The organism is Terrabacter sp. Root181, assembly GCF_001428505.1.
GTDB lineage: Bacteria > Actinomycetota > Actinomycetes > Actinomycetales > Dermatophilaceae > Terrabacter.
Genome location: NZ_LMHU01000008.1, coordinates 88,021 through 109,566, shown reverse-complemented (window position 1 = coordinate 109,566; position 21,546 = coordinate 88,021). Strand labels below are relative to the sequence as shown.

The window sequence follows — 21,546 nt, the reverse complement described above, 5'->3', positions numbered from 1 at the left end:
ACGACGATGACCATCGAGCTGGCCCCGATCCCCGAGCACGGACGCTCGGGGCCGGTCCGGCTGTCCCGAGAGACCCGGGCTGCTCTCGTCGCGGCAGCGGGGGAGCGTCTCGTCATCCACGCGACCGCCGACCCCGACGTCGTCACCATCGGCGCGACGAGCTGGGTCGGGGCGCTTGCCGTGCCTGGCCTCGTCGTGCGCGTCATGCCGAAGGTCTCGGTCACCAACTTCTTCGCGATGCTCGGGGCGGGCGTCTCGCCCGACGCGTTCGACCACGAGCACGTGACGTGGAGCGACACCGACGAGCTCATCGACGGCGTCGCCTACTTCGCCATCCGACTCATCGACTCGGCCACCATGCGCGGCCTCGTGCACGGCTACGTCCCGCGCGAGGAGCGGATGCGGACGATCCGCGGCCGGCTGCTCGTCGAGGAGTTCGCGCGGCGGCCGTGGAGCGCGGCCGAGCCGCAGTGTCGGTTCGACGACTTCACCGCCGACATCGTCGAGAACCAGCTCTTCCGCTGCACGCTGCAGGCGATGCTCTCGTGGCCGCAGCTCGCGCCGCACATCCGCCGCGAGGCCCTGCGCGTCCTCGGCCGGTTCGACGGCGTCGCCGACACGACGGCGACGAAGCACGCCGCACCGCTGCCGATCACGCGCCTCAACGAGCACTACGAGGACGCGATGAGGCTGAGTCGCCTTGTCCTGCAAGCGATGTCGCTGAGTCACGAGGCCGGCGACCAGCAGGCCAACAGCCTCATGGTCGACATGGACGACCTCTTCCAGCGCTGGATCGCGCAGGAGCTGGACCTCCGGCTCGCCCCAGAGATGCGCATCGAGCGCGACGAGGACGTCTGGCTCGACGAGGGCCGCGCGGTCACGATGGCACCCGACCTCGTCGTGCGCCGCGGCAGCGAGGTGGTCCTCGTCGGCGACGCGAAGTACTCCATGGGCGCCGACGGCTACATGGCGTCGCGCGACTACCTCGAGCTGATCGCGTACACCACAGCCATGGGCCTGCCGACGGGTCTGCTCATCCACTGCAACAGCGACCGCGCGCCGGAGTCGGAGATCGTCATCCGCAACGCCGGCACGCGGATCCTCTGCCGTCCGATCCGTCTCGACGGGTCGTATGCCGCCGTGTGCCGTTCGCTCGACTCGCTGGCCGACCTGGTGCGCGAGCTCGCCGAGGCACCAGCGGAGTTCGAGGTCCCGACCCTCATCCGCTCACGCCGCTGACGCGTCGGACCCTGCCGCCTCTGGACGCGGAAACCGACGGCCCACAACGGTGTCCGCCAGATCACACCCGGATGAGGGATCCCTGTGACCCAACTACTACTACGCTGTGTAGTACCGACAGAGAAGCTGCCGGAACACACACCGAGTTCTGGAGTTGAGTTCCATGGGCACGATCCCACGCGACACGCACACCGAAGGTAGTGCGACGGTCACCGCGCACGACCCCACCAAGGGCGTCGTCACCTTCCAAGAGGAGGTGGTCCGCTCGGCCGTTGCCCGCAAGTTCCTCGCTGGTCTGCGCATCGTGCTCGGCTTCACCTTCCTCTGGCCCTTCATCGACAAGATGTTCGGCCTCGGCTACATGACCCCCACGGCCAAGGCATGGATCCACGGCGGCACTCCCGCCCAAGGCTTCATGAAGAACGCCGAAGGCCCGTTCGCCGACTTCTTCAAGAACATCGCCGGCCCGTGGGCCGACTGGCTGTTCATGGGCGGCCTCCTCGGCATCGGTGTCGCCCTCCTCGCCGGCGCGGGCCTCAAGCTCGCCGCCTGGACCGGCGCTCTCCTCCTCGCGCTGATGTACCTCGCCGAGTTCCCCCTCGGCACCACCGGCGCCTACACGAACCCGATCATCGACAGCCACTGGATCGAGGCACTGGGCATCGCGGTTCTCGCCACGACGCTCGCCGGGGACACCTGGGGCCTTGGCAAGTGGTGGGGCCGCCACGTCGGTAACGGTCTCCTGCGGTGAGCCGGGTCGGTGGCCGCGTTCCCTGACACGGCCACCAGCACGGGCCCTCGGGCCCGGGCAGCAAGGCGGTCCTCCTCGGAGGGCCGCCTTCCTGCTGCGTGTCGTCAGTCGGGCGTGAAGGCGCAGAACTCGTTGCCGGCCGGGTCGACCATGACGGTCCACCCGAGGCCCTCGTCACCCTTATCGCGCACCGACGTCGCCCCCGCCGCCACGAGGGCCGCGATGTCCTCGGTCGTGACGTCGAGGTGGATGCGGTTCTTCGCCGTCTTGTCCTCGGGCACGGGCTGGAAGACGATCGCCTCGAACGGCAGGCCCGCGATCCCCTCGACGTGGCTCCAGCCCTCGTCGCGCACCGCCGTGCCGCCGAGCGTCTCGGCCCACCATCCGGCCACCCGGTGTGCGGCGCCCTCGTCTCCGGTGACGTCCCAGACGAGCTCGTAGACCGGGTCGGTCACGGGTTCGTCGCGGACGAACACGCAGAACTCCTGGCCGTCCGGGTCGAGCAGCACGGTCCAGCGGGGCTGCTCGTCGTGGACCACGGCCCCGGCGTCGAGCGCGGGGCCGAGCGAAGCCGCCCTGATGTCGAGGTGCAGACGGTTCTTGACGGTCTTGGGCTCGGGAACGCGGTTGACCCAGACCCTGACCTCGTCACCGACCCGCAGGCACGAGTCCCCGTCGTCATGAGGGTGTGACTCCCAGCCGAGGAGCGGCCCCCAGAACGCCGAGAGGGCGTGCGGGTCGGTGGCGTCGATGCACAGGTCCTTGTAGGTCGCGAGCGGCATGGAGCGACCGTAGCCCCCTGGTGCCGTCGCGTTGCCGGCTTCAGCGACGACGAGCAGACGTATGCCGTCCGGCCGAGAGGCGGCCGGACGGCATACGTCGTCGGGATGGTGCGGGTGACCGCTCAGCCCACGCGGAGCGTCACCGTGGACGAGACGGACGGGTGGTAGCGCCCAGACCCGTTGTAGGTGGCCCGCACTGAGTGCGTGCCGCGCGAGAGGACGGGTGCGTGCAGCGTCGCCTTGCCCTTCGCGACGGTCGACGTGCCGAGGACCCGGGTGCCGTCACGGAAGGTGACGGTGCCCGTGGCGGTCGACGGCGAGAGCGTCGCGGTCAGCGTCGGGCGCCCGCCGTAGCGGAAGCTCGTGCTGCTCGACGTCAGGGACGTGGCCGAGGCCACGCCCTTGACGGTGACCGTGACCGTCGCCGACGTGCTGGCGACGGTGGTGGTGTCACCGGAGTAGCGCGCGACGAACGACTGCGTACCACGCGGGAGGCCGGTGACGGGCAGGACGGCCTTGCCGCCCGAGACCGCGACCGTGCGCAGCGACTTGCCGTTCCAGTCGAACGTCACGGTGCCCGTGGCGGTCGACGGGGACACCGTCGCCGTCAGCACCGTGCGGCCGCCTTGCGTGAAGCTCGACGGGCCGGCCGTGAGCTTCGTCGCCGACGTCGTGCGCACCGTGACCACCTTGGCCCGGGAGCCGTCGGTGTTGAGGTGGTGCAGCAGGAGCAGACCCTGCGGCTTGTCGACCTTCACGGTCGCCTCGTCACGCCGGACCTCGAGCTTCTCGCCCGGGCGGTCGGTGCTGAGCAGCGTGCCGAAGTCGCCGTAGGCCGACAGGCCGGGGGAGGCGAGGCTGATGGTCATCGGCTTCGCCGCCGAACCGAGGGCGTCGACGGCGACGCCCTGGGCGAGCGAGCTGACCCAGTAGCGGACCTCCGGGGCAGCGCCCGTCACGAGGCCCTCGTCCTGGAGCACCTTGACCGACACCGGCATGACGAGCGAGTCGCTGTTGAAGAGGTTCGTGTCGAACGACCCGTCCACGCCGTTGACGAGCGACTGGTCGAGCACACCGCCGAAGCCGGGGCCCGGTCGCAGGTCGACGAGCTCGGCCACGAAGTAGTCGTAGTCGTCGGTCGTCGACAGCCGGGTGTTGTAGACCACGGCGTCGGCCGTGCCGTCGGCGTTCGTGTCGAGGAAGACGTCGAACTCCGTGGACGTGGCCGGGGTGCGCCACGCGCCCTGTGTGGTGATCCCGAACGTCAGCATCGCCTGGTCGAGACGACCGAAGAGCGGCGCATCGGAGGCTGCCCCGACGTAGCGCAGGTCGGCCCCGCGGTCGTCCGCCGTCGCGTTGCAGTCGACGATTCGGGTGGCCGAGCAGTCCGCGCGGCGCGGGCTCGTGCCCTGCAGCTGAAACGTCGAGACCGTCGAGACGTACGACGTGGCGTCGCTGCCTTGGTCGATGCCGGTGCCGGTGAGCGGGAGCATCGAGGTGGCGACGCCGGCCGGGAGGCCGGACTGCCTCGTCACCGTCGTGCTCGCGGGCGACGACATCGTGGACGCCGCCCGCGGCGCCGACCAGACCGGCACGCGCAGCGCGCCACCCGCCGTGCCCTGGACGGGCTCGAGGACCATGCGGCCGCTCGCGTCGGCACGGTGGCTGCGCAGGATACCGATCTCGAGCGGGTCGGCCTCGGCCGTCGGGTCGGCGACGGGCCGCAGCGCAGACCGCGTGAAGGTCGCCGTGACGGTGACGTCGACGGACCCGTTCGCCGGGACGAGTACCTGCGACGGGCTGAACGCGTACGTCACTCCCGGCGTCGGGTGGGCAGCGTCGTAGGACAGCTCGTAGGCCGCCGACGTGACCGGGCGCTTGTTGACGATGCGCACGGTCTTCGTCAGCGTCTGCGTCGGGGCGGTCACCGCGACCGGACCGAACGAGACGCTGACGGCGCCCTGGTCGTCGGTGACGTACGCGAGCGTGCTCGTGCCGACCGCGGCGTCGGCCACGACGCGACCGGAGCCCACGCGCTCGGGACCGTAGACGTCGCCCGTGTGGTCGGGACCGACGAAGACGTCCTGGGTCGCCGTGTTCATGATCGAGGCCTTGACCTCCTCGACCGTCCACGTCGGGTGCGAGCCGCGCACGAGCGCGGCCTCACCGGCCACGTGAGGCGACGCCATCGAGGTGCCGCTCTCGGCGACGCCCTCGTTGCCCGTGCCGACGGCCGCGGAGAACGTCGTGACACCGGGTGCGGCGACGTCGGGCTTGACGCCACCGGCCACTCCGACACCACGCGACGAGAACCCGGCGAGCTGGTCGACCGCCCTGGGGCTGCGGATGGTGACGGCGTTGCGGAGGTCGTTCGTCATCGTGACGCGGACCTCGTCGGAGGCGTCGAGCTGGGCCTTGACGGCCTGCGTCCCCTGGTTGACGGTGAGCATCGCAGGGATGTCGGTGTCGCCGGTGACCCCTGCCGAGAACGCGTTGACGTCACTGCCGTAGATGACGCCGACGGCGCCCGCGGCCTTGGCGAGACCAGCGCGGTCCTTGGAGCCGCACCGGCGGCCGGTGCCGTCGAGCCACATCTGCATGACGACCTTGCCGGTCACCTTCGCCTGGTCGGCGACGGAGTAGGGCGAGCAGCCGTCGGTGTTGTTGCCGGCGCTCGGGTCCTGCGACCAGTCGCCGACGGTCACGACGGGGACGTTCGTCACCCCGGGCTCGCCGGTCCAGTCGTAGGCGACCGACTTGAGGGCGGCGAAGACGTTGTCCTGGGTCCCGTCGACCGTGTCGGCGGGCTCGATGCCGGCGGGGGAGTCGAACTCCAGGCCGTCGACGACGTCGTTGCCGTCGTCGGACGCGGCGACTGCGAGCACGCGCGGAGCGTTGCCAGGGGAGCCGCCGACCTCGTAGACGTCACCGGAGTTTCCCATCGAGGCGACGACGACGGTGCCGAGGGCGGCGAGGTTGTCGGAGGCGACGGCGTCGGGGTCCTCGGGCGAGCCGTAGGAGCTGCCGAGCGACATGTTGACGACGTCGAGGTGGTCGGAGAGGTCGCCGTCACCGTTGGGGTCGGCCGCCCAGTCGAGTGCCTGCCCGACGACGTTGGTCGAGCCGTCGCAGCCGAAGACCTTGAGGGCGTAGAGGCTCGCCTCGGGGGCGACTCCGGGGCCGATGTCGAGGCTGGAGGGGTCGTCGGACGCGTAGCCGCCGCTCCACGTCGTGCCGTCGGACGCGACGCCGAGCCCCGCCGTCGTGCCCGCGACGTGCGAGCCGTGGCCGTTGCAGTCGAGCGGGTTGGGGTCGGGCTGCGGGTTCGGGTCGTAGGTGTCCGAGCCCGGGTCGGCGTTGTAGGCGTCGCCGGCGAAGTCGTAGCCGCCGACGACCTTGGCGGTCGGGGCGAACGCGTTGGAGGCGCCGGCAGCCTTGAACGCGTCGACCGTGCCCGGGCCGCCGAAGTCGGCGTGGGTGTAGTCGATGCCCGTGTCGATGATGCCGACGCGGACGCCCTTGCCGGTCTGCGACATCGCCTTCCACACCTTCGGCGCGCCGATGAGCGGCACCGACGAGGAGTTGGTCGGTGCCTTGGGCGTCAAGCGGTGGATCGCCTTGACGCCCGGGATCGCCGCGAGGGCCGAGAGCCGGGTGGCGTCCGTGCGCACCGCGATGCCGGCGTATGCCGCGTGGACCTTGTAGAGCGAGCGTGCCTTCGTCGCGGCGGCGCCGAAGCGCGACTCGATCCCCTTCTGTGCGGTCCTGACCGCAGAGGTCTGGGTGCGTGCCGCGCTCCTGGCGGCGGCGAGCCCGCGTCCGCGGGCCTGGCCGAAGGCCGTCGTCGCGGGTGCGGCGTCGAGCTCGATCATGACGTCGACGGGTCCGGTCGCCTTGCGCAGGCCGGCGTCGACCCTGTCGCCGGCGTCCACGCGCTGCGTGCCGAGGCCGAGCGAGCCGGCGCTCGTGAGGCCGTCGGGAACCGAGCGGTCGCTGCGGTGCCTGACGGACGGGTCAGGGCTCGCCGACACCGGCGCGGCCCCGAGGGTGGTGGCGGCCAGGGCCGCGATGGCACCTGCGCTCACCGAGCACATCACACCACGACGCGAGCGCCATGGTCCCCGAGTGTTGTCGGACAACAGATCCTCCTCGCGTGGCTCCATTCACACGCGATGCGTCAGCGCACCGCGTGCGCAGGGACGCTCGCCCCCGAACTTGCCTGCCACGCCGGGAGCAACCTATCCCCGTTCGGGTCGTTCGTGGGCGTTCGAGGCGATCTCGTGCCGCAGGTGTCGAGGGTGTCGGTGCCGGACGGCATACTCGGCGCCATGCAGCGCATCGACGGTCACCTCGTCCTGAGTCCCACGGACCTGACGAAGCACGTCGCCTGCGCGCACATCACGACGCTCGACCTGGAGGCGCTCGACTCGGGCAGCCGGACGGCGGGAGGTGCGAGCGGGGCCGACGACTCCCTCAACCTCGTCTTCGCCAAGGGGCTCGAGCACGAGCACGCCTACCTCGAGCGCCTCATCGCCGAGGGGCGCGTCGTCGAGGACATCGCGGCCCTCGGCGTGCGCGGCGTCGAGGCCGAGGCGGCGACGCTCGACGCGATGCGTCGGGGCGTCGACGTGATCTACCAGGCGACCTTCTTCGACGGCCACTGGGTGGGCCTGGCCGACTTCCTGCTGCGTGTCGACGAGCCGAGCGACCTCGGCCCGTGGCGCTACGACATCGCCGACACCAAGCTCGCGCGCCGGCTCAAGGTCCCCGCGCTGCTCCAGATGGCGACGTATGCCGCGCGCCTCGAGCTGCTCCAGGGCGTGCCCCCGCAGTGGCTGACCGTCGTCACGGGCGACGCGGAGTCGCACCCGTGGCGGCTGGTCGACGTGGCGCCCTATGCCCGACGTCGCCGCGCCGAGCTCCTCGACGCCATCGCCAACCCCCGCGAGACCGAGTCGGCGCGGGTGCAGCACTGCGGCCAGTGCCGGTGGAAGGAGCGGTGTGCCCAGGAGTGGCTCGACCGCGACGACCTCATCCAGGTCGCCGGCATGCGCGCCGACCACCGCGCCGCGCTCATCGACCTCGGCATCCCGACCCTCCGCTCGCTCGCCGAGTCCACCGAGGAGCGACTGGCCCCTGCCCTGTCGATCGCGAGCCGTCGCCGGCTGCTCCAGCAGGCGCGACTGCAGCTCGCCGAACGCGAGACCGGGCAGGCGCAGTACGAGCTCCTCGACCCCGAGCCGGCGCGTGGCCTGCAGATGCTGCCTGAGCCCGACGAGGGAGACGTCTACCTCGACTTCGAGGGCGACCCGTGGGCCGAGGGCGGCGCCGGGCGCGAGTACCTCGCGGGCATCTGGACCCGACAGGGCGAGTTCGTCGAGTTCTGGGCCCACGACTTCGCCGAGGAGGGCCGCCTGACCACCGACCTCGTCGACTGGCTGACCGAGCGGTGGCGGCGCTTCCCCGACCTCCACGTCTACCACTACGCGCCCTACGAGACCACGGCCCTCAAGCGGCTGGTCGGGCAGCACGCCACCCGCGAGGCGGAGCTCGACCAGCTGCTGCGCCACGAGGTCTTCGTCGACCTCTACGCCGTCGTGCGCCAGGGCGTCCGCATCAGCAAGGGCTCCTACTCCATCAAGAAGCTCGAGGAGTTCTACTGGGGCCACACGCGGTCCGCCGACGGTGCGGGTGTCGCCGACGGGCTGTCGTCCGTCGTCGAGTACGAACGCTGGCTCGCCGGTCGCGACGACGGCTCGGCGGACCAGGCGATCCTCGACGACATCCGTCGCTACAACGAGGAGGACGTCCGGTCCACCCTCGCGCTGCACGAGTGGCTCGAGGAGCGACGCGCCGAGCTCGCACGGTCGGGGCACACGCTGAGTCGGCCGGTGCCGGAGCAGCTGCGCGAGATCGGCGACGAGGAGCGCGCCGAGATCGCGCTGGCCGACCGGCTCGTCGCCGACGGCCACACGCTGCTGGCGGGGCTCGTGGGCTGGCACCGCAGGGAGAAGCGGCCCGAGTGGTGGGACTTCTTCCGTTACAAGGAGCTCGAGACCGCAGAGCTCGTCGAGGACGGCACCGCGATCGGTGACCTCGGAGAGCCTGAGGAGATGCGGATCGTCAAGCTCTCCAAGGTCTGGCGCTACCCGTTCCCGCCGCAGGACTGCAAGGTGTCGGTCGGCAAGTACGTCCCCGACGTCGACACGCACGCCCCGGTCGGCAAGGTCGTCGGCCTCGATGCAGTCGAGGGCTGGGTCGAGCTGTCGATGAAGAAGTCGCTCGACCCGCCGCGGCCGCGAGGGCTCGGCGGGCCTGGTCCGGTCATGGACCAGGCGCTCCGGGCGAGCATCGCCCGCACCGCCGAGCTGGCGCTGTCCGGAGGCGCCAACCTCGCGACGCGGCTCGTCGACCGGGTCGTCCCGGCTGCCGCCGTGCTCGCACCGCGCGATGGCGAGACGCCGAAGGACGTCGTCGTCCGCGTCGGCCGTGGCCTGGCCGGTGAGGTGCTGGCCGTCCAGGGTCCGCCCGGCACCGGCAAGACGTACGCCGGGTCGGCCCTGATCCGTGAGCTGCTCGACGCGGGGCTGCGCGTCGGGGTCACCGCGCAGTCCCACGCCGTCGTGCTCAACCTCCTCGACGAGGTGGCTCGACCCGCCTGGCACAAGGACGGCACCAACGTCGAGGAGGGTGACGAGCCCGACGACCCCAACGCCCTGATCCGCCACACCTCCGACAACGCCGCCATCGCGGCCGCTCTCGCGACCGGGGACGCCACGCTCGTCGGGGGCACGGCGTGGCTGTGGTCGCGCGACGACATGGTCGACGCGGTCGACGTGCTCGTCATCGACGAGGCCGGACAGTTCTCGCTCGCCAACGCGGTCGCCGTGGCACCGGCCGCCCGGTCACTCGTCCTGCTCGGCGACCCCCAGCAGCTGACGCAGCCGACCAAGGCGGTCCACCCCTACGGATCGGGTGTCTCGGCTCTCGACCACCTGCGCACCGATGACGACGGGCTCGTCCACGACGTGATCGCCGACGATCGCGGCGTCTTCCTCGACCGCACGCACCGGATGCACCCGAGCCTGACGGCGTTCGTGTCGCAGCTCGCCTACGAGGGTCGGCTCGAGTCGGCTCCGGGGCGTGAGCGGCTCCGCGTCGAGGCGCCGGGCGCCCTGTCGGGCGACGGGCTGTGCTGGGTGCCCGTCGAGCACGAGACCCCCTGCGAGCAGTCGAGCCGTCAGGAGGCCCGGGTCGTCCGTGCCCTCGTCGACGACCTGCTGCGCGGGAGATGGACCACGGCAGAAGGCGACTCACGTCCGATCGGGCTCGCTGACGTCCTCGTCGTCGCGCCCTACAACGCACACGTCGCGACCCTCCGGGCCGAGCTGCCCGACGGTGCGAGGGTCGGCACGGTCGACAAGTTCCAGGGCCAGCAGGGGGCCGTCGTCATCTACTCCATGGCGAGCACCACGGCAGCGCTCGCCCCGCGGGGCGTCTCCTTCCTCTACGACCTCCACCGCCTCAACGTCGCGATCTCGCGTGCCAAGGCGATGGCCGTCATCGTCGGCAGCCCCCTGCTCACCGACGCCGAGGTCCACACGCCGGAGGAGCTGCGCGCGGTCAACGCGCTGTGCCGCTACGTCGACGAGGCCAAGACCGTCTGGTCCTGACAGGTCAGGCTCTCGGGACCTCCGGCGTCAGGGACGCCGGGGGAGCGTGGCCAGGTCCTTCTCGACGACCTCGCGGTCCTCGGGGTCGTCCATCGTCGCCAGCACCTCCCGGGCCTCGGCCTCGAAACGATCGGCCGCCTCGAAGTCGCCGCCGAGACCTGCTGCCCTCGCGGACGCCTCGAGGGCAGCCGCCAGGTCCCAGGGCTCACCGGCGCCGCCCCGCGCGATCGTGACGTAGCGGGCCGCGTGGTACGCCGCGGCGTCGGGCTGCCCGAGCACGGCGTGCACCCGGGAGACGAGCCAGTGGCCACGGCCCATGTTCTCCGGCTGCACCCCGTCGTACCGACCCCAGTGGTACATCGACGCGTGGGCGCGGGCGAGCATCTCGTCGTCGTCCTCGGGTGAGCGGTCGGTCTGCTCGAGCAGGTCCCACGTCGCGTTGTAGAGATCCACGCCGAGGCGGCGGTGGTCGATCTCGCTCATGGCGGCACTGTAGACCGGCGCCGGGCCCGGGTCAGGCGCCGTGCGCGGCGACGTCCCACAGACGTCCCTCACCGCGGATGCCGGGCAGCGCGTCCCGGATCGAGCGCTCGGCCAGCTCGGGGGCGACGCCGAGGTCGACGGCATACCGCAGGGCGACCGCCGGCGTGCGCTGGACGCCCTGCCGGCAGTGCACGAGGACCCGCTTGCCCTCGGCACGGAACTGGCGCAGCGCCGACGAGGCGTCGTCGAGGACGAAGTCCAGGTGCGGGTTCGACTCCTCCTGCTCCTCGTCGTTGATCCAGAACTCGATGTGGTCGCGGGCCGTCATGCCGGTGGCCGGGATGTCCTCGAGGCCGAGGGCGCAGAGGGAGACGATCGCTTGCACGTCGAGCTCGCGCACCCGACCCAGGTCGCTGACGGTCCCGAGAACGATGTCGGGGTCGATCGGGTGCGGGATGCCCAGCGTCGGGATCTCCGGGTCACTCATCGACGTCACCGACGGCCACTCGCCGAACTGACGGCCACCCACCGACGTCGACACGGCGAGCTCGACGAGGTCGTGCGCGCGCAGGCCCGGCCACCCGTGCACCATGCGGCGCCACTGCGTGGGCACGGCCGAGGCGCCGTAGCGGGCGCCGAGCAGGGAGCCGGCGATGGCCGCCACCGTGTCGGTGTCGTGACCGGCGCGCACCGCGGCCTGGAGCCCTCGTTGCAGGTGCATCGCGGAGCCGTCGCCGCGGTCGGTCGTCGTGATGGCGGCCCACGCGTCCTGCAGCGCGGTCACCGTGAAGCCGTTGTTGCCGAACTGACCCGGCTCGGCGCCCGTCGCGGCCTCGATCCAGTCGCCCCAGCGCCCGACGTTCGCGGCGCTCACGAGGTCGAGGCCGGCCGCGAGGTCCAGACGGCCTTCGGTGACGGCGACCCGGATGGCCTCGGACCACAGCACCGCGGAGTCCCCGGCGAGCGGGTCGGCATGGGTGAGCAGGGCGATGGCCCGGGCGGCCTGTGCTGTCGCCTGGCGGTCGTCGAGCGCGGACAGCCCGACGATGGGTGTCCGCATGAGCGCCCCGTTGCCCGCGGTCAGCCCGGTGCACGCGTGCAGCGCCTCGCTCGCCCGGGTGAGTCGCTCGTGCGAGGCGCCGGTGAGCTCCTTGGCCTCGGTGAGCACCGCGCGGGTCTGGACTCCGACGTCGGTGGCGCCGCCGTCGAGCCATGCCGTGAACGCGTCCGCCACGGCGTCGAGACCCTCGGCCGAGGTGAGGTCGACGCCCCGGGCGGCGATGCGGGCGACGCAGAGCGTCATCTGGGTGTCGTCGCTCCACTCGCCCGGCTCGTACGGCCCGAGGCCGCCGCCCTTCATGACGGCCTCGCCGACCGGGGGCGCCGCCATCTCGTAGGGCACACCGAGGGCGTCTCCGCAGGCCTCACCGAGGAGCACCCCGGCCGCGCGGTCGACGGCGATGGGGCGGATCGACACGACTGCTCCTCGAGGACGCGGGGGATTGCTTCGGGATGAAACTACCGTCCGGTCCGGCACGGCACGCGGCGTGGTCCGACCCTGGACGCCCGGCTCAGGAGCGGCGCGGCTGACGCCGTAGGCTTCTCGCGTGCTCCCACCCCTGACCATCGTGCTGCTCGTCGCGAGCGGCCTGCTCGGCCTCCTGGCCACGCACCACCTGATCCGGGGCCGTCTCGTCGACGACCCGCTCATCATCGTCGGCGCCGCGATCGAGGTGGCGCTGGTCGTGCAGCTCGTCGTCGGGCTGGCCAAGGCGTCCGCGATCGCCGACGGTGCGGAGCGGGCCACGTTCATCGCGTACCTGTTCACGGTCCTGCTCGTCATCCCGGCCACGATCGTCATCGCGGTCAAGGAGAAGACCCAGTGGGCCATGGCCGTCGTGCTGGGCGGCGCGCTCGTCGTGGCGATCCTCGTCGCCCGGCTGCAGCAGGTCTGGAGCCTCAATGTCTGAGCAGTCGCCCACCCCTTCAGGGACCACCGGCGAGCCGGCGGTCGAGCGACCCCACACAGGTCATGGATTCGGCCGCGTGCTCGTCGCCGTCTACGGTCTCCTCGCGCTCGCCGCGACGGGTCGGTCGATCCTGCAGATCACCGAGTACTTCGACCGGGCACCCGTCCCGTTCCTGCTGTCGGCGCTCGCCGCGCTCATCTACCTCGTCGCGACCATCGGCCTGGCCCGCGGCGACCGTGCGTCCGTGCGCCTCGCGACCATCGCCCTCACGGTCGAGCTCGTGGGCGTGCTCGTGGTCGGGACCTGGAGCGTCGTGCGGCCGGAGGCCTTCCCCGAGAAGACCGTCTGGTCACACTTCGGCGCGGGCTACGGCTACGTCCCTCTCGTGCTGCCGCTTGTCGGCCTCTGGTGGATCCGCCGCACGGCCCGGGCCACCGCCGCCTCCGATGCCGAGGTGGCGCGGTCGGCGGACTGACGCGCCGCCGATAGGGTTGCCGCCATGACCGAGCAGACCCCTGCCCCTGCGCCGACCCCGCAGGCGACACCCGTCGCCGGCCCCCTGACGGTCCGCGAGATCAGCGGCGACGAGGCCGTCGAGACCCTCCTCGAGCTCGGCGGCAGCTTCCTGCAGACCCCCGCGTGGGGACGCGCCAAGGCGGGCTGGCGGCGCACGCACCTCGGCTGGTTCGACGCCTCTGGGGCGCGCGTCGGCGCGGGGCTCGTCCTCTCTCGCACCATCCCGCGCCTCTCCCGGTCCTACGCCTACCTGCCCGAGGGGCCGGGGCTGCCGTGGGACGTCGTGGCGACCGACCCGGCGGCCTGGCTCGACCCGCTCGTCGCGTGGGCCAAGGCCAACAAGGCGTTCGCGCTCCGGCTCGGCTACCCGGTCGTCTCCCGCATCTGGGACCGCGAGCCGGTCAAGAAGCAGGTCGTCGACAACGGCCTGCTCAGCTTCACGAGCCTGCCCACGGCGGTCGACAACCCGGCGGCACGCAGCCTGGAGGCGTGGCTGGACCGCAACCACTGGCTCCCGCTGGGCGCCGACGGCGTCGCGGTGGGCCAGCCCCGCCTGCTCTGCATCGTCGACCTGCGGGGTCGTTCCGAGGCGGAGCTGCTCAAGGGCATGAACCAGCAGTGGCGTCGCAACGTCAAGAAGGCCGAGAAGGCGGGCGTGCAGGTGCGCGCGGTCGGGCCCGAGGGGCTCGACACCTTCCACGCGCTCTACGTCGAGTCGGCCGATCGCGACAACTTCCTGCCCCGCCCCAAGGCGTACTTCGACGTGATGGCGCGGTCGTTCGCGTCCGACGGTGCGGACGCGCCGGTGTCGGCGCGGTTCTACGAGGCCCACATCGACGGCGACGTGCTCGCCTCGGCCCTGATGATCCGCTTCGGGCGCACCTTCTCCTACCTCTACGGCGGCTCCACCGAGCGCAACCGCGACGCCCGCGCCTCCAACGCCCTGCAGTGGCAGGCGATGCGTGACGCCGCCGCAGCAGGCTGCGAGGCCTACGACTTCCGCGGCTTCAACACCTCGCTCGGGGCCACGAGCCCCCTGACCGGCCTGCTGCTCTTCAAGCTCGGCGCCGGCGCCGACGTCGTCGAGATGGTGGGGGAGCGCGAGCTCGTCATCAGCAGGTTCTGGCACCTCGCCTTCGAGAAGGCGATGGCGGCTCGGATCGCGATCAACAAGCGCCGCAAGGCCGCCCGCGCCTCGGCTGACGCCGCCGACATCTGACCCCACCGCCTGCCGGCTGCGCCAGCCGTGGACTCAGCGGCGCTGGATGTCGAAGTAGGGACTGATGTAGCACGTGGCGTAGCGCTGGCCCTGCTGCGCGACCACGACGATGCCGTCGACGAGGACGCGGCACGACACGGCGCCCCGGACCGCCGACCCGGTCGGGTCGCTGATGCGGACCCGGAGGTTGTAGTAGTCGTTGCTCGTGGCCGCGGGGTCGACCGGCTCCTCGAACGCCAGGGGCGCGGCCTGGGCGGGGTAGTCGTAGCGCTGGTGCCTCGCGTCCGAGAGGGAGACCTCGATCCGGGCGCCGTTCTCGGCATACGCCTCGAAGCGGATGGTCCTGGCGTCGGTCGGCACCGGCGTGACGGGAACAGCAGGGATGCTGATGACCTTCGGGGGTGACGTCAGGACGGACCGGGTCGGCGTCGGACCGGCCGTCGTCCCCGGAACCGGCCGCGTCGGGCCGGCGCCCGGCGCCGAGGGCGGGATGGTCGGGACCGGAACGGGGAACGAGCGGGTGACGGCAGGGCGGTTGCGGGTCACGCTGACGGCCGGTCGGGCGATCGGGTCGAGGTCGTCGACGAGGCTCGATGCCGCCCAGAAGCCGACCGGGATGAACACCCCGACCATGATCGCGACGACGTGCCACGCCTGCAGCCGTCCGCCGAGCGAGCGTCCCGCCGCGCCGGGCAGGGTGACGGTTCGCAGCCGTTCCGTCAGGGGCGGCGCAGTGGGAGCATCCGGGGCGGGCGGCGGCGGTGCTGGTGCTCGGCCGCCGGCCTTCTGCGGCACCCAGCTCGACGCTGCAGACCGCTCCAGGCCGAACGTCGTGTCGTATGCCGTCACGCCCTCGGGTGCCGATGCGTCGGGAGGGAGGTCGGCCGGGTCCGCAGGGCTCTCGAGACCGACAGGCCCCTCGTCCGCCTGACGAGTCGGCTCGTCGGCGTCGCCCGTCGTGTCGCACGTCGGGTCGCTTCGGTACGGCGGAGTCTCAGACACGGGTCCCCTCGTCTCGTGCGGGCGGCTGCCAATCTAGTGGGGGGTGCGCGTTCAGCGGGTCACATGGCCGGACGGCACGTGGCCACGGTGTCCGACGTGTTGACGGCGACGAGGCGGTCGTCGGCGTAGACCCTGCACTGCACGGAGCCCGAGCCCGAGCCCACGAGGACGGAGACAGACAGGTCGGGCGGGCGTTCGTCGAGGTGGATCTCGAAGGCCTGCGGGGGCGGGCCGTACCGCGAGTCCACGCTGAACCCTCCCACCCTCGTGTCGACCTGAGCCTCGAGCGGGTCCCCGACGAGCTCTGCGGTCACGATCTCGACACGAAGCACACGGGTGTCCGCCGGGACGGGGGCGATCCGCGGCTTGCCGGCCAGGACGGGCGCGAAGCTCGTCGAGTCGGTGATCTCCTGGACCCAGACGCCAGACACGCCGTCCCCGGGAGCGGGGTTGCCGGCTCCGGCGCCCTCGGGGCCGGCGTCCGTGGCGCAGTCGAACGATCCGGGCCCGGCATCCACCGAGTAGGAGCAGTCCTCGGCCGTGAAGTCCTCCGAGCCGTTGTTCGAGATCCCGAGCAGCAGGGGCGGGATGAGGAAGAACGCGGCCCAGCCCGGCAGGCGTCGGCGAGGCGGCCGCCGGACCGGCGGGGTCGTGAGCACTGGCGGCACGGGGGCCTGCCACGAGGCCGCCGGGGGTTGCTGCGGTCCCGGATCGGATGACCGCGACGCCCATGCCTCGGGAGGGAGAGTGGCGCCCGACCTCACCGGCTCGGGGGTGGGCGCGTCGTCGGGGAAGGAGACGTGGCGGTCGCGCTGGGGGTCCGGCAGAGCCGGACGCGCGCCGTGGGGGTCGTTCACCGGTGCCTCGCTTCGACGGGTGGGACCACGGTAGGTCCTCGACTGTCCGCGTCGTCGCACCTCAGACCGTCCGTGTCGCTGCCGCGTTCCGCGCGCCGGTGGACCGTCTGCCATCCAGCCACCGGGCATCCGGGCGAGGCGGGGCTCAGTCGGCTCCGGGCCTCCAGCCACCCACGCGGATCTCGGTGCCGTCGACGACGTCCACGGGCGAGGTCGGGTCGAGGGGGACCGTCGCAGGGGACGACCCTTCGGTCACGACGATCGTCATCGAGGCCGTCTGCTCGACACCCGCGGCGGCCAGGTCGCCTCGCCATCCGAGGTCGACGTGGGCCGTGGCACCCGGGCCGAGCGGGACCGTGCGGGCGTCGGCCGACTCGGAGTCGTGCAGTCGCCCCCGCGGGTTGCGGAAGACCGTCCCGGACGACCCTGGGGCAGTGACGACCGCGTACCCCGTGAGGACGCAGGGGACCCGGCTGTGGTTGATGACCCTCACGCGCATCTGGCGGTAGCCGAGGGCCGGGTCCACGGGGCTCGCCGACACGTCGAGCTGGCTGGGCTGGCAGGGGCCGTCGGGGAAGAGTGGTGCTGCCGGGTCTGCTGGACCTGTGGGCGAGGTGGGGCCGCTGCCCGGTGGCGGCAGCACGAGCGGGGGCTCCGTGGGCAGCGTGGGACGCGCCTTGCTGGTCGAGCCGGCAGCCGCGGGCGCGTCCGTCGGGTCGGGTTCATCGGGCGGCGGGCTCGCGCAGCCACCCACCATGACCGCGAGGCCCAGGCCCGCCGCGGCCACGACCGCTGCCCCTGTCCGTCTCACGCTCCCACGCTAGGCGACCGGCGGCGCTCGTCCGCCCGGTCCCACGACACCCGCACGAACCCGTCACCGGGGGCATCACGAGGCGGCGCGCGATATCCGTTCGGAGCCGGCCGCGGGTCGCGCCTATCCTGTCGACCATGTCCGACGAGCCCGCGAACGCACCCGCGCGCTCGCGGCCACCCCGTCGCCGCGGTCGCCGACGACCGGTCTCCGGTGAGCCGGCGCCCTCGTCGGGCGCGGGCCCGCAAGGACCTGCCGAACGACCCGACCGACCCGAGCGACCCGATCGGGCCGATCGGGCCGATCGTCCGGACCGGCGTGACCACGGCCGCGCCCGGCAACCGCGCCGCCCGGGCGGGCAGCCGCCGACGCCGGAACAACGCGAGGCCCGCCGCGCCGCGCGAGCCGCCACCGTCCCTCCCATCACGTATCCCGAGCACCTGCCGGTCGTCGACCGCCGCGACGACATCTCCGCAGCGATCCGTGACCACCAGGTCGTCGTCATCGCCGGTGAGACCGGGTCGGGCAAGACGACGCAGATCCCGAAGATCTGCCTCGAGCTCGGCCGGGGTCTCGACGGCGTCATCGGCCACACCCAGCCGCGTCGCATCGCCGCCCGAGCGGTCGCCGAGCGGCTCTCCGAGGAGCTGGCCGTCGAGCTCGGCACGGCCGTGGGCTACCAGGTGCGGTTCACCGACCAGAGCAGCCGCGACACGCTCGTCAAGGTCATGACCGACGGCATCCTGCTCGCCGAGATGCAGCGCGACCGCGAGCTGCGTCGCTACGACACGATCATCATCGACGAGGCGCACGAGCGAAGCCTCAACATCGACTTCATCCTCGGCTACCTCAGGCAGCTGTTGCCACGGCGGCCGGACCTCAAGGTCGTCATCACCTCGGCGACGATCGACCCGCAGCGCTTCGCCGAGCACTTCGCCGACCCGACGACGGGTGAGCCCGCGCCGATCATCGAGGTCTCGGGACGCACCTTCCCCGTCGAGGTCCGCTACCGCCCGCTCGTCGACCCCGACCGCCCCGAGGCGGAGGAGCGCGACATGGTGACGGGTGTCTGCGAGGCGGTCGAGGAGCTGTGGACCGAGCGCCACTCCGGCAACAGCAGCGACATCCTCGTCTTCTTCTCCGGGGAGCGCGAGATCCGCGACGCGGCCGATGCCCTGAACGGGATGAAGCTGCCCGTCACCGAGGTCGTCCCGCTCTACGGCCGGCTCTCCGCGGCGGAGCAGCACCGGGTCTTCTCGTCGCACACCGGTCGGCGGATCATCCTGGCCACCAACGTCGCCGAGACCTCGCTCACCGTCCCGGGCATCCGCTACGTCATCGACACCGGCACGGCGCGCATCAGCCGCTACAGCCAGCGCACCAAGGTCCAGCGCCTGCCGATCGAGCCGATCAGCCAGGCGTCCGCGAACCAGCGCTCCGGTCGCTGCGGCCGTGTCTCCGACGGCATCGCGATCCGGCTCTACGCCGAGGACGACTTCGACCGGCGCCCCGAGTTCACCGACCCCGAGATCCTGCGCACCAACCTCGCGTCAGTCATCCTCCAGATGACGAGCCTGGGACTCGGCGACATCGCCCGCTTCCCCTTCGTCGACCCACCCGACAGCCGCCAGATCACCGACGGCGTCCGCCTCCTGGAGGAGCTGCAGGCCTTCTCGCCCGAGGACGACGAGCCCGCCCCGGCGCGGGGGAGGCCGCGTCCGGGACGTCGGCTCACGGCATACGGCCGCACCATCGCGACGTTGCCGATCGACCCGCGCCACGCGCGCATGGTCATCGAGGCCGACAAGCGAGGGGTGCTCCGCGAGGTGCTCGTCATTGTCGCCGCCCTGTCGATCCAGGACCCGCGCGAGCGACCACAGGACAAGCAGGAGCTGGCCAACGCCTCGCACAAGCGCTTCGCCGACGAGACGAGCGACTTCGTCACGTGGCTCAACCTGTGGGCCTACCTCAAGGAGCAGCAGCGCGAGCTGAGCAGCAGCGCCTTCCGCCGGCTGTGCAAGGCCGAGTTCCTCCACTACCTGCGCATCCGGGAGTGGCAGGACCTCCACAGCCAGGTGAAGCAGGCCGCCAAGCAGGCGGGGCTCGACGTCAGCCGGGGCAGCGGCCCCGTCGCGCAGGGCGAGCTCGACGTGGACGCCATCCACCAGTCGCTGCTCGCCGGCCTGCTCTCGCACGTCGGCGTGCGCGACGAGCAGAAGCGGGAGTATGCCGGTGCGCGGGGCACGCGCTTCGGCATCAGTCCCGGGTCGGCGCTCTTCCGCAAGCAGCCGCAGTTCGTCATGGCCGAGGAGCTCGTCGAGACGAGCCGCCTCTGGGCACGCGTCAACGCCCGCATCGACCCCGTCTGGGCCGAGCAGCTCGGCGACCACCTCGTCAAACGGCAGTACTCCGAGCCGCGCTGGTCGGGCAAGCGGGGCTCGGCCGTCGCGACCGAGCGGGTCACGCTCTACGGCGTGCCGCTCGTCGTCGGGCGCGTCGTGGGCCTCGGTCGCATCGACCCCGAGCTCGCGCGCGACCTCTTCGTCCGGCACGCCCTCGTCGAGGGCGACTGGCACACCGAGCACGCGTTCCTGCGCGAGAACGCCGCGCTCGTCGAGCGGCTCGGCGAGCTCGAGGCCCGCACCCGACGACGCGACATCGTCGTCGACGACAGCACGCTCATCGCCTTCTACGACAAGCGGATTCCTGCCGACATCGTGTCCGGGCGGCACTTCGACACGTGGTGGAAGAAGGTGCGGCGCCAGACGCCGGACCTGCTGACCTTCACCGAGGAGCTGCTGCTGCGCGAGAGCGCCGGCAGCATCGCCGACGAGGACCACCCGACGACGTGGACGCAGGGCGAGAACGTCCTGCCGGTGACCTACCAGTTCGAGCCCGGTTCGGCGCAGGACGGTGTCACCGTCCACATCCCCGTCGAGCGCCTCAACCAGGTGACTCCCGGGGGCTTCGACTGGCAGGTGCCCGGCTTCCGCGAGGAGCTCGTCACCGCGCTGATCCGCAGCCTGCCCAAGGGGATCCGCCGCAACCTCGTCCCAGCGCCCGACCACGCCCGCGCCGTGCTACCCGAGCTCGACCCGACGTCCGGGCCACTCCTCGAGGCACTCGCGACCGTGCTCCGGCGGCGGGCCGGCGTCGCCGTGACGCCCGCGGACTTCGAGGTCGAACGCGTCCCGCCGCACCTGCAGGTCACCTTCAGCGTCGACGGCGCGGACGGTCGACCCGTCGCCACCGGCAAGGATCTCGAGGCGGTGCGCGACACGGCGGCACCCCAGCTGCGCCGGCAGGTCAGCCGCGCCGGATCGTCCGTCGAGCGCACGGGGCTGACGTCCTTCCCCGACGAGGGCGTGGCCGAGTCGTTCGAGAGCACCCAGGGCGTGCACGGCTTCCCGGCCCTCGTCGACACCGGGGCGGGCGTCGACCTGCGGGTGCTCCCGACCCGCGCCGAGGCCGACGCCGAGCACCGTCTCGGCGTGCGTCGGCTGCTCCTGCTCGGCATCTCGCCGCCGTGGAAGCAGATCCTCGCCCGCCTGACCAACACCCAGAAGCTCGCCCTCGGCCACAACCCGCACGGCAGCGTCACCGCGCTGCTCGACGACTGTCTGGCCGCGGCCGTCGACGCGATCCGCGACGACGCCGTCAGCGACCGCGCCGGAGGTGACGACCACGCCGTGCGCACGCGCGAGGACTTCGAGTGGGCGCTGTCGGCCGTGCGCACCCACACGACGGCCAAGGTGGTGCAGGTCGTCGGCCTCGTCGAGCCGATCCTCGCCAAGCACCTGGCCCTGACCAACCGGCTCGCCGAGCTGGACCGGTCGAGCAGCCCCGCCATCCGCCCGATGCTCGCCGACGTGCGCGCCCAGCTGCGTGAGCTCGTACGGCCCGGCTTCGTCGCCGACACCGGCCTGCGCCGGCTGCCCGACCTCGACCGCTACCTCCGCGCCATCGCGCACCGGCTCGACAAGGCGCCCGCCAACCTGGCCCGGGACGCGCAGGCGCTCGAGCAGGTCGACCTCGTCGAGGGCCGCTACGCCGACCTGCTCGACTCGCTGCGGCCGGCCCAGCGCGGGGCCGTCGACGTCGTCGATGTCGGCTGGATGATCGAGGAGCTGCGGGTCTCGCTCTTCGCGCAGACGGTCGGGACGGCATACAGCGTCTCGCCGCAGCGCATCCTCAAGGCGATCGCCAAGGTGGGCGCCTGACCGCTCGGGACTCCCCGTCCCGC

The 21,546-nt window shown here is 72.2% G+C and carries 14 protein-coding genes; 7 read left to right on the top strand and 7 right to left on the bottom strand.

The genetic code is table 11. The features are described 5' to 3' along the window. The first annotated feature begins 6 nt into the window (after positions 1 to 6). Entirely contained in the window at positions 7 to 1,239 is a 1,233-nt protein-coding gene (locus tag ASD90_RS16875) for an McrC family protein (RefSeq protein WP_056759175.1), read from the top strand. Positions 1,240 to 1,402: 163 nt separating this feature from the next. Further along, the gene (locus ASD90_RS16870) at positions 1,403 to 1,990 is read left to right on the top strand and encodes a DoxX family protein (protein WP_082588809.1); all 588 of its coding nucleotides are present in this window, start codon (positions 1,403 to 1,405) and stop codon (positions 1,988 to 1,990) included. Positions 1,991 to 2,094: 104 nt separating this feature from the next. On the opposite strand, the gene ASD90_RS16865 is transcribed toward ASD90_RS16870, so the two are convergent. Together ASD90_RS16865 and ASD90_RS16860 are read right to left on the bottom strand one after the other, a co-directional pair. Continuing rightward, a complete protein-coding gene (locus ASD90_RS16865; protein WP_056759172.1) occupies positions 2,095 to 2,772 on the bottom strand; it encodes a VOC family protein in 678 nt (225 codons plus the stop codon). 122 nt (positions 2,773 to 2,894) lie between these two features. Then, complete coding sequence (locus tag ASD90_RS16860; protein WP_162260216.1) at positions 2,895 to 6,857, bottom strand: S8 family serine peptidase; 3,963 nt, start codon at positions 6,855 to 6,857, stop codon at positions 2,895 to 2,897. Positions 6,858 to 7,100: 243 nt separating this feature from the next. Between ASD90_RS16860 and ASD90_RS16855 the strand changes: the two genes are divergently transcribed. After that, on the top strand, positions 7,101 to 10,445 hold the full coding sequence (locus ASD90_RS16855; protein WP_056759599.1) for a TM0106 family RecB-like putative nuclease: 3,345 nt from the start codon (positions 7,101 to 7,103) through the stop codon (positions 10,443 to 10,445). Between the two features lie 27 nt (positions 10,446 to 10,472). Here the strand turns inward: ASD90_RS16855 and ASD90_RS16850 are convergent, their stop codons facing one another. Both ASD90_RS16850 and ASD90_RS16845 read right to left on the bottom strand, forming a co-directional pair. Beyond that, on the bottom strand, positions 10,473 to 10,928 hold the full coding sequence (locus tag ASD90_RS16850) for a hypothetical protein (RefSeq protein ID WP_056759168.1): 456 nt from the start codon (positions 10,926 to 10,928) through the stop codon (positions 10,473 to 10,475). 31 nt (positions 10,929 to 10,959) lie between these two features. Continuing rightward, positions 10,960 to 12,405: an ADP-ribosylglycohydrolase family protein gene (locus tag ASD90_RS16845; protein WP_056759166.1), complete on the bottom strand. Its 1,446-nt coding sequence runs from the start codon at positions 12,403 to 12,405 to the stop codon at positions 10,960 to 10,962. Between the two features lie 130 nt (positions 12,406 to 12,535). Here ASD90_RS16845 and ASD90_RS16840 point away from each other — a divergent pair, with 130 nt between their 5' ends. The 3 genes from ASD90_RS16840 to ASD90_RS16830 are packed head-to-tail and all read left to right on the top strand — an operon-like array spanning position 12,536 to position 14,633. Beyond that, positions 12,536 to 12,898, top strand: coding sequence for a hypothetical protein (locus ASD90_RS16840; protein ID WP_056759164.1), 363 nt, complete (start codon positions 12,536 to 12,538; stop codon positions 12,896 to 12,898). After that, positions 12,891 to 13,373 carry a hypothetical protein gene (locus ASD90_RS16835; RefSeq protein ID WP_056759163.1) on the top strand — a complete coding sequence of 161 codons (483 nt, stop codon included), beginning with the start codon at positions 12,891 to 12,893 and terminating at the stop codon, positions 13,371 to 13,373. Before ASD90_RS16840 ends, ASD90_RS16835 begins: the two co-directional genes overlap by 8 nt. 24 nt (positions 13,374 to 13,397) lie before the next feature. Continuing rightward, positions 13,398 to 14,633 carry a peptidoglycan bridge formation glycyltransferase FemA/FemB family protein gene (locus ASD90_RS16830; protein ID WP_056759161.1) on the top strand — a complete coding sequence of 412 codons (1,236 nt, stop codon included), beginning with the start codon at positions 13,398 to 13,400 and terminating at the stop codon, positions 14,631 to 14,633. A gap of 33 nt (positions 14,634 to 14,666) precedes the next feature. Here the strand turns inward: ASD90_RS16830 and ASD90_RS16825 are convergent, their stop codons facing one another. The 3 genes from ASD90_RS16825 to ASD90_RS16815 form a co-directional block, all read right to left on the bottom strand. Continuing rightward, positions 14,667 to 15,635: a hypothetical protein gene (locus tag ASD90_RS16825; RefSeq protein ID WP_056759159.1), complete on the bottom strand. Its 969-nt coding sequence runs from the start codon at positions 15,633 to 15,635 to the stop codon at positions 14,667 to 14,669. A gap of 59 nt (positions 15,636 to 15,694) precedes the next feature. Continuing rightward, complete coding sequence (locus ASD90_RS16820; RefSeq protein WP_157623214.1) at positions 15,695 to 16,303, bottom strand: hypothetical protein; 609 nt, start codon at positions 16,301 to 16,303, stop codon at positions 15,695 to 15,697. A 334-nt stretch (positions 16,304 to 16,637) separates the two neighbouring features. Beyond that, positions 16,638 to 17,303 (bottom strand): DUF4232 domain-containing protein, encoded by a 666-nt coding sequence (locus ASD90_RS16815; protein ID WP_157623213.1) that lies wholly within the window; start codon positions 17,301 to 17,303, stop codon positions 16,638 to 16,640. 137 nt (positions 17,304 to 17,440) lie between these two features. Here ASD90_RS16815 and hrpA point away from each other — a divergent pair, with 137 nt between their 5' ends. Then, a complete protein-coding gene (gene hrpA / locus ASD90_RS16810; protein WP_056759151.1) occupies positions 17,441 to 21,523 on the top strand; it encodes an ATP-dependent RNA helicase HrpA in 4,083 nt (1,360 codons plus the stop codon). Positions 21,524 to 21,546: the final 23 nt, after the last annotated feature.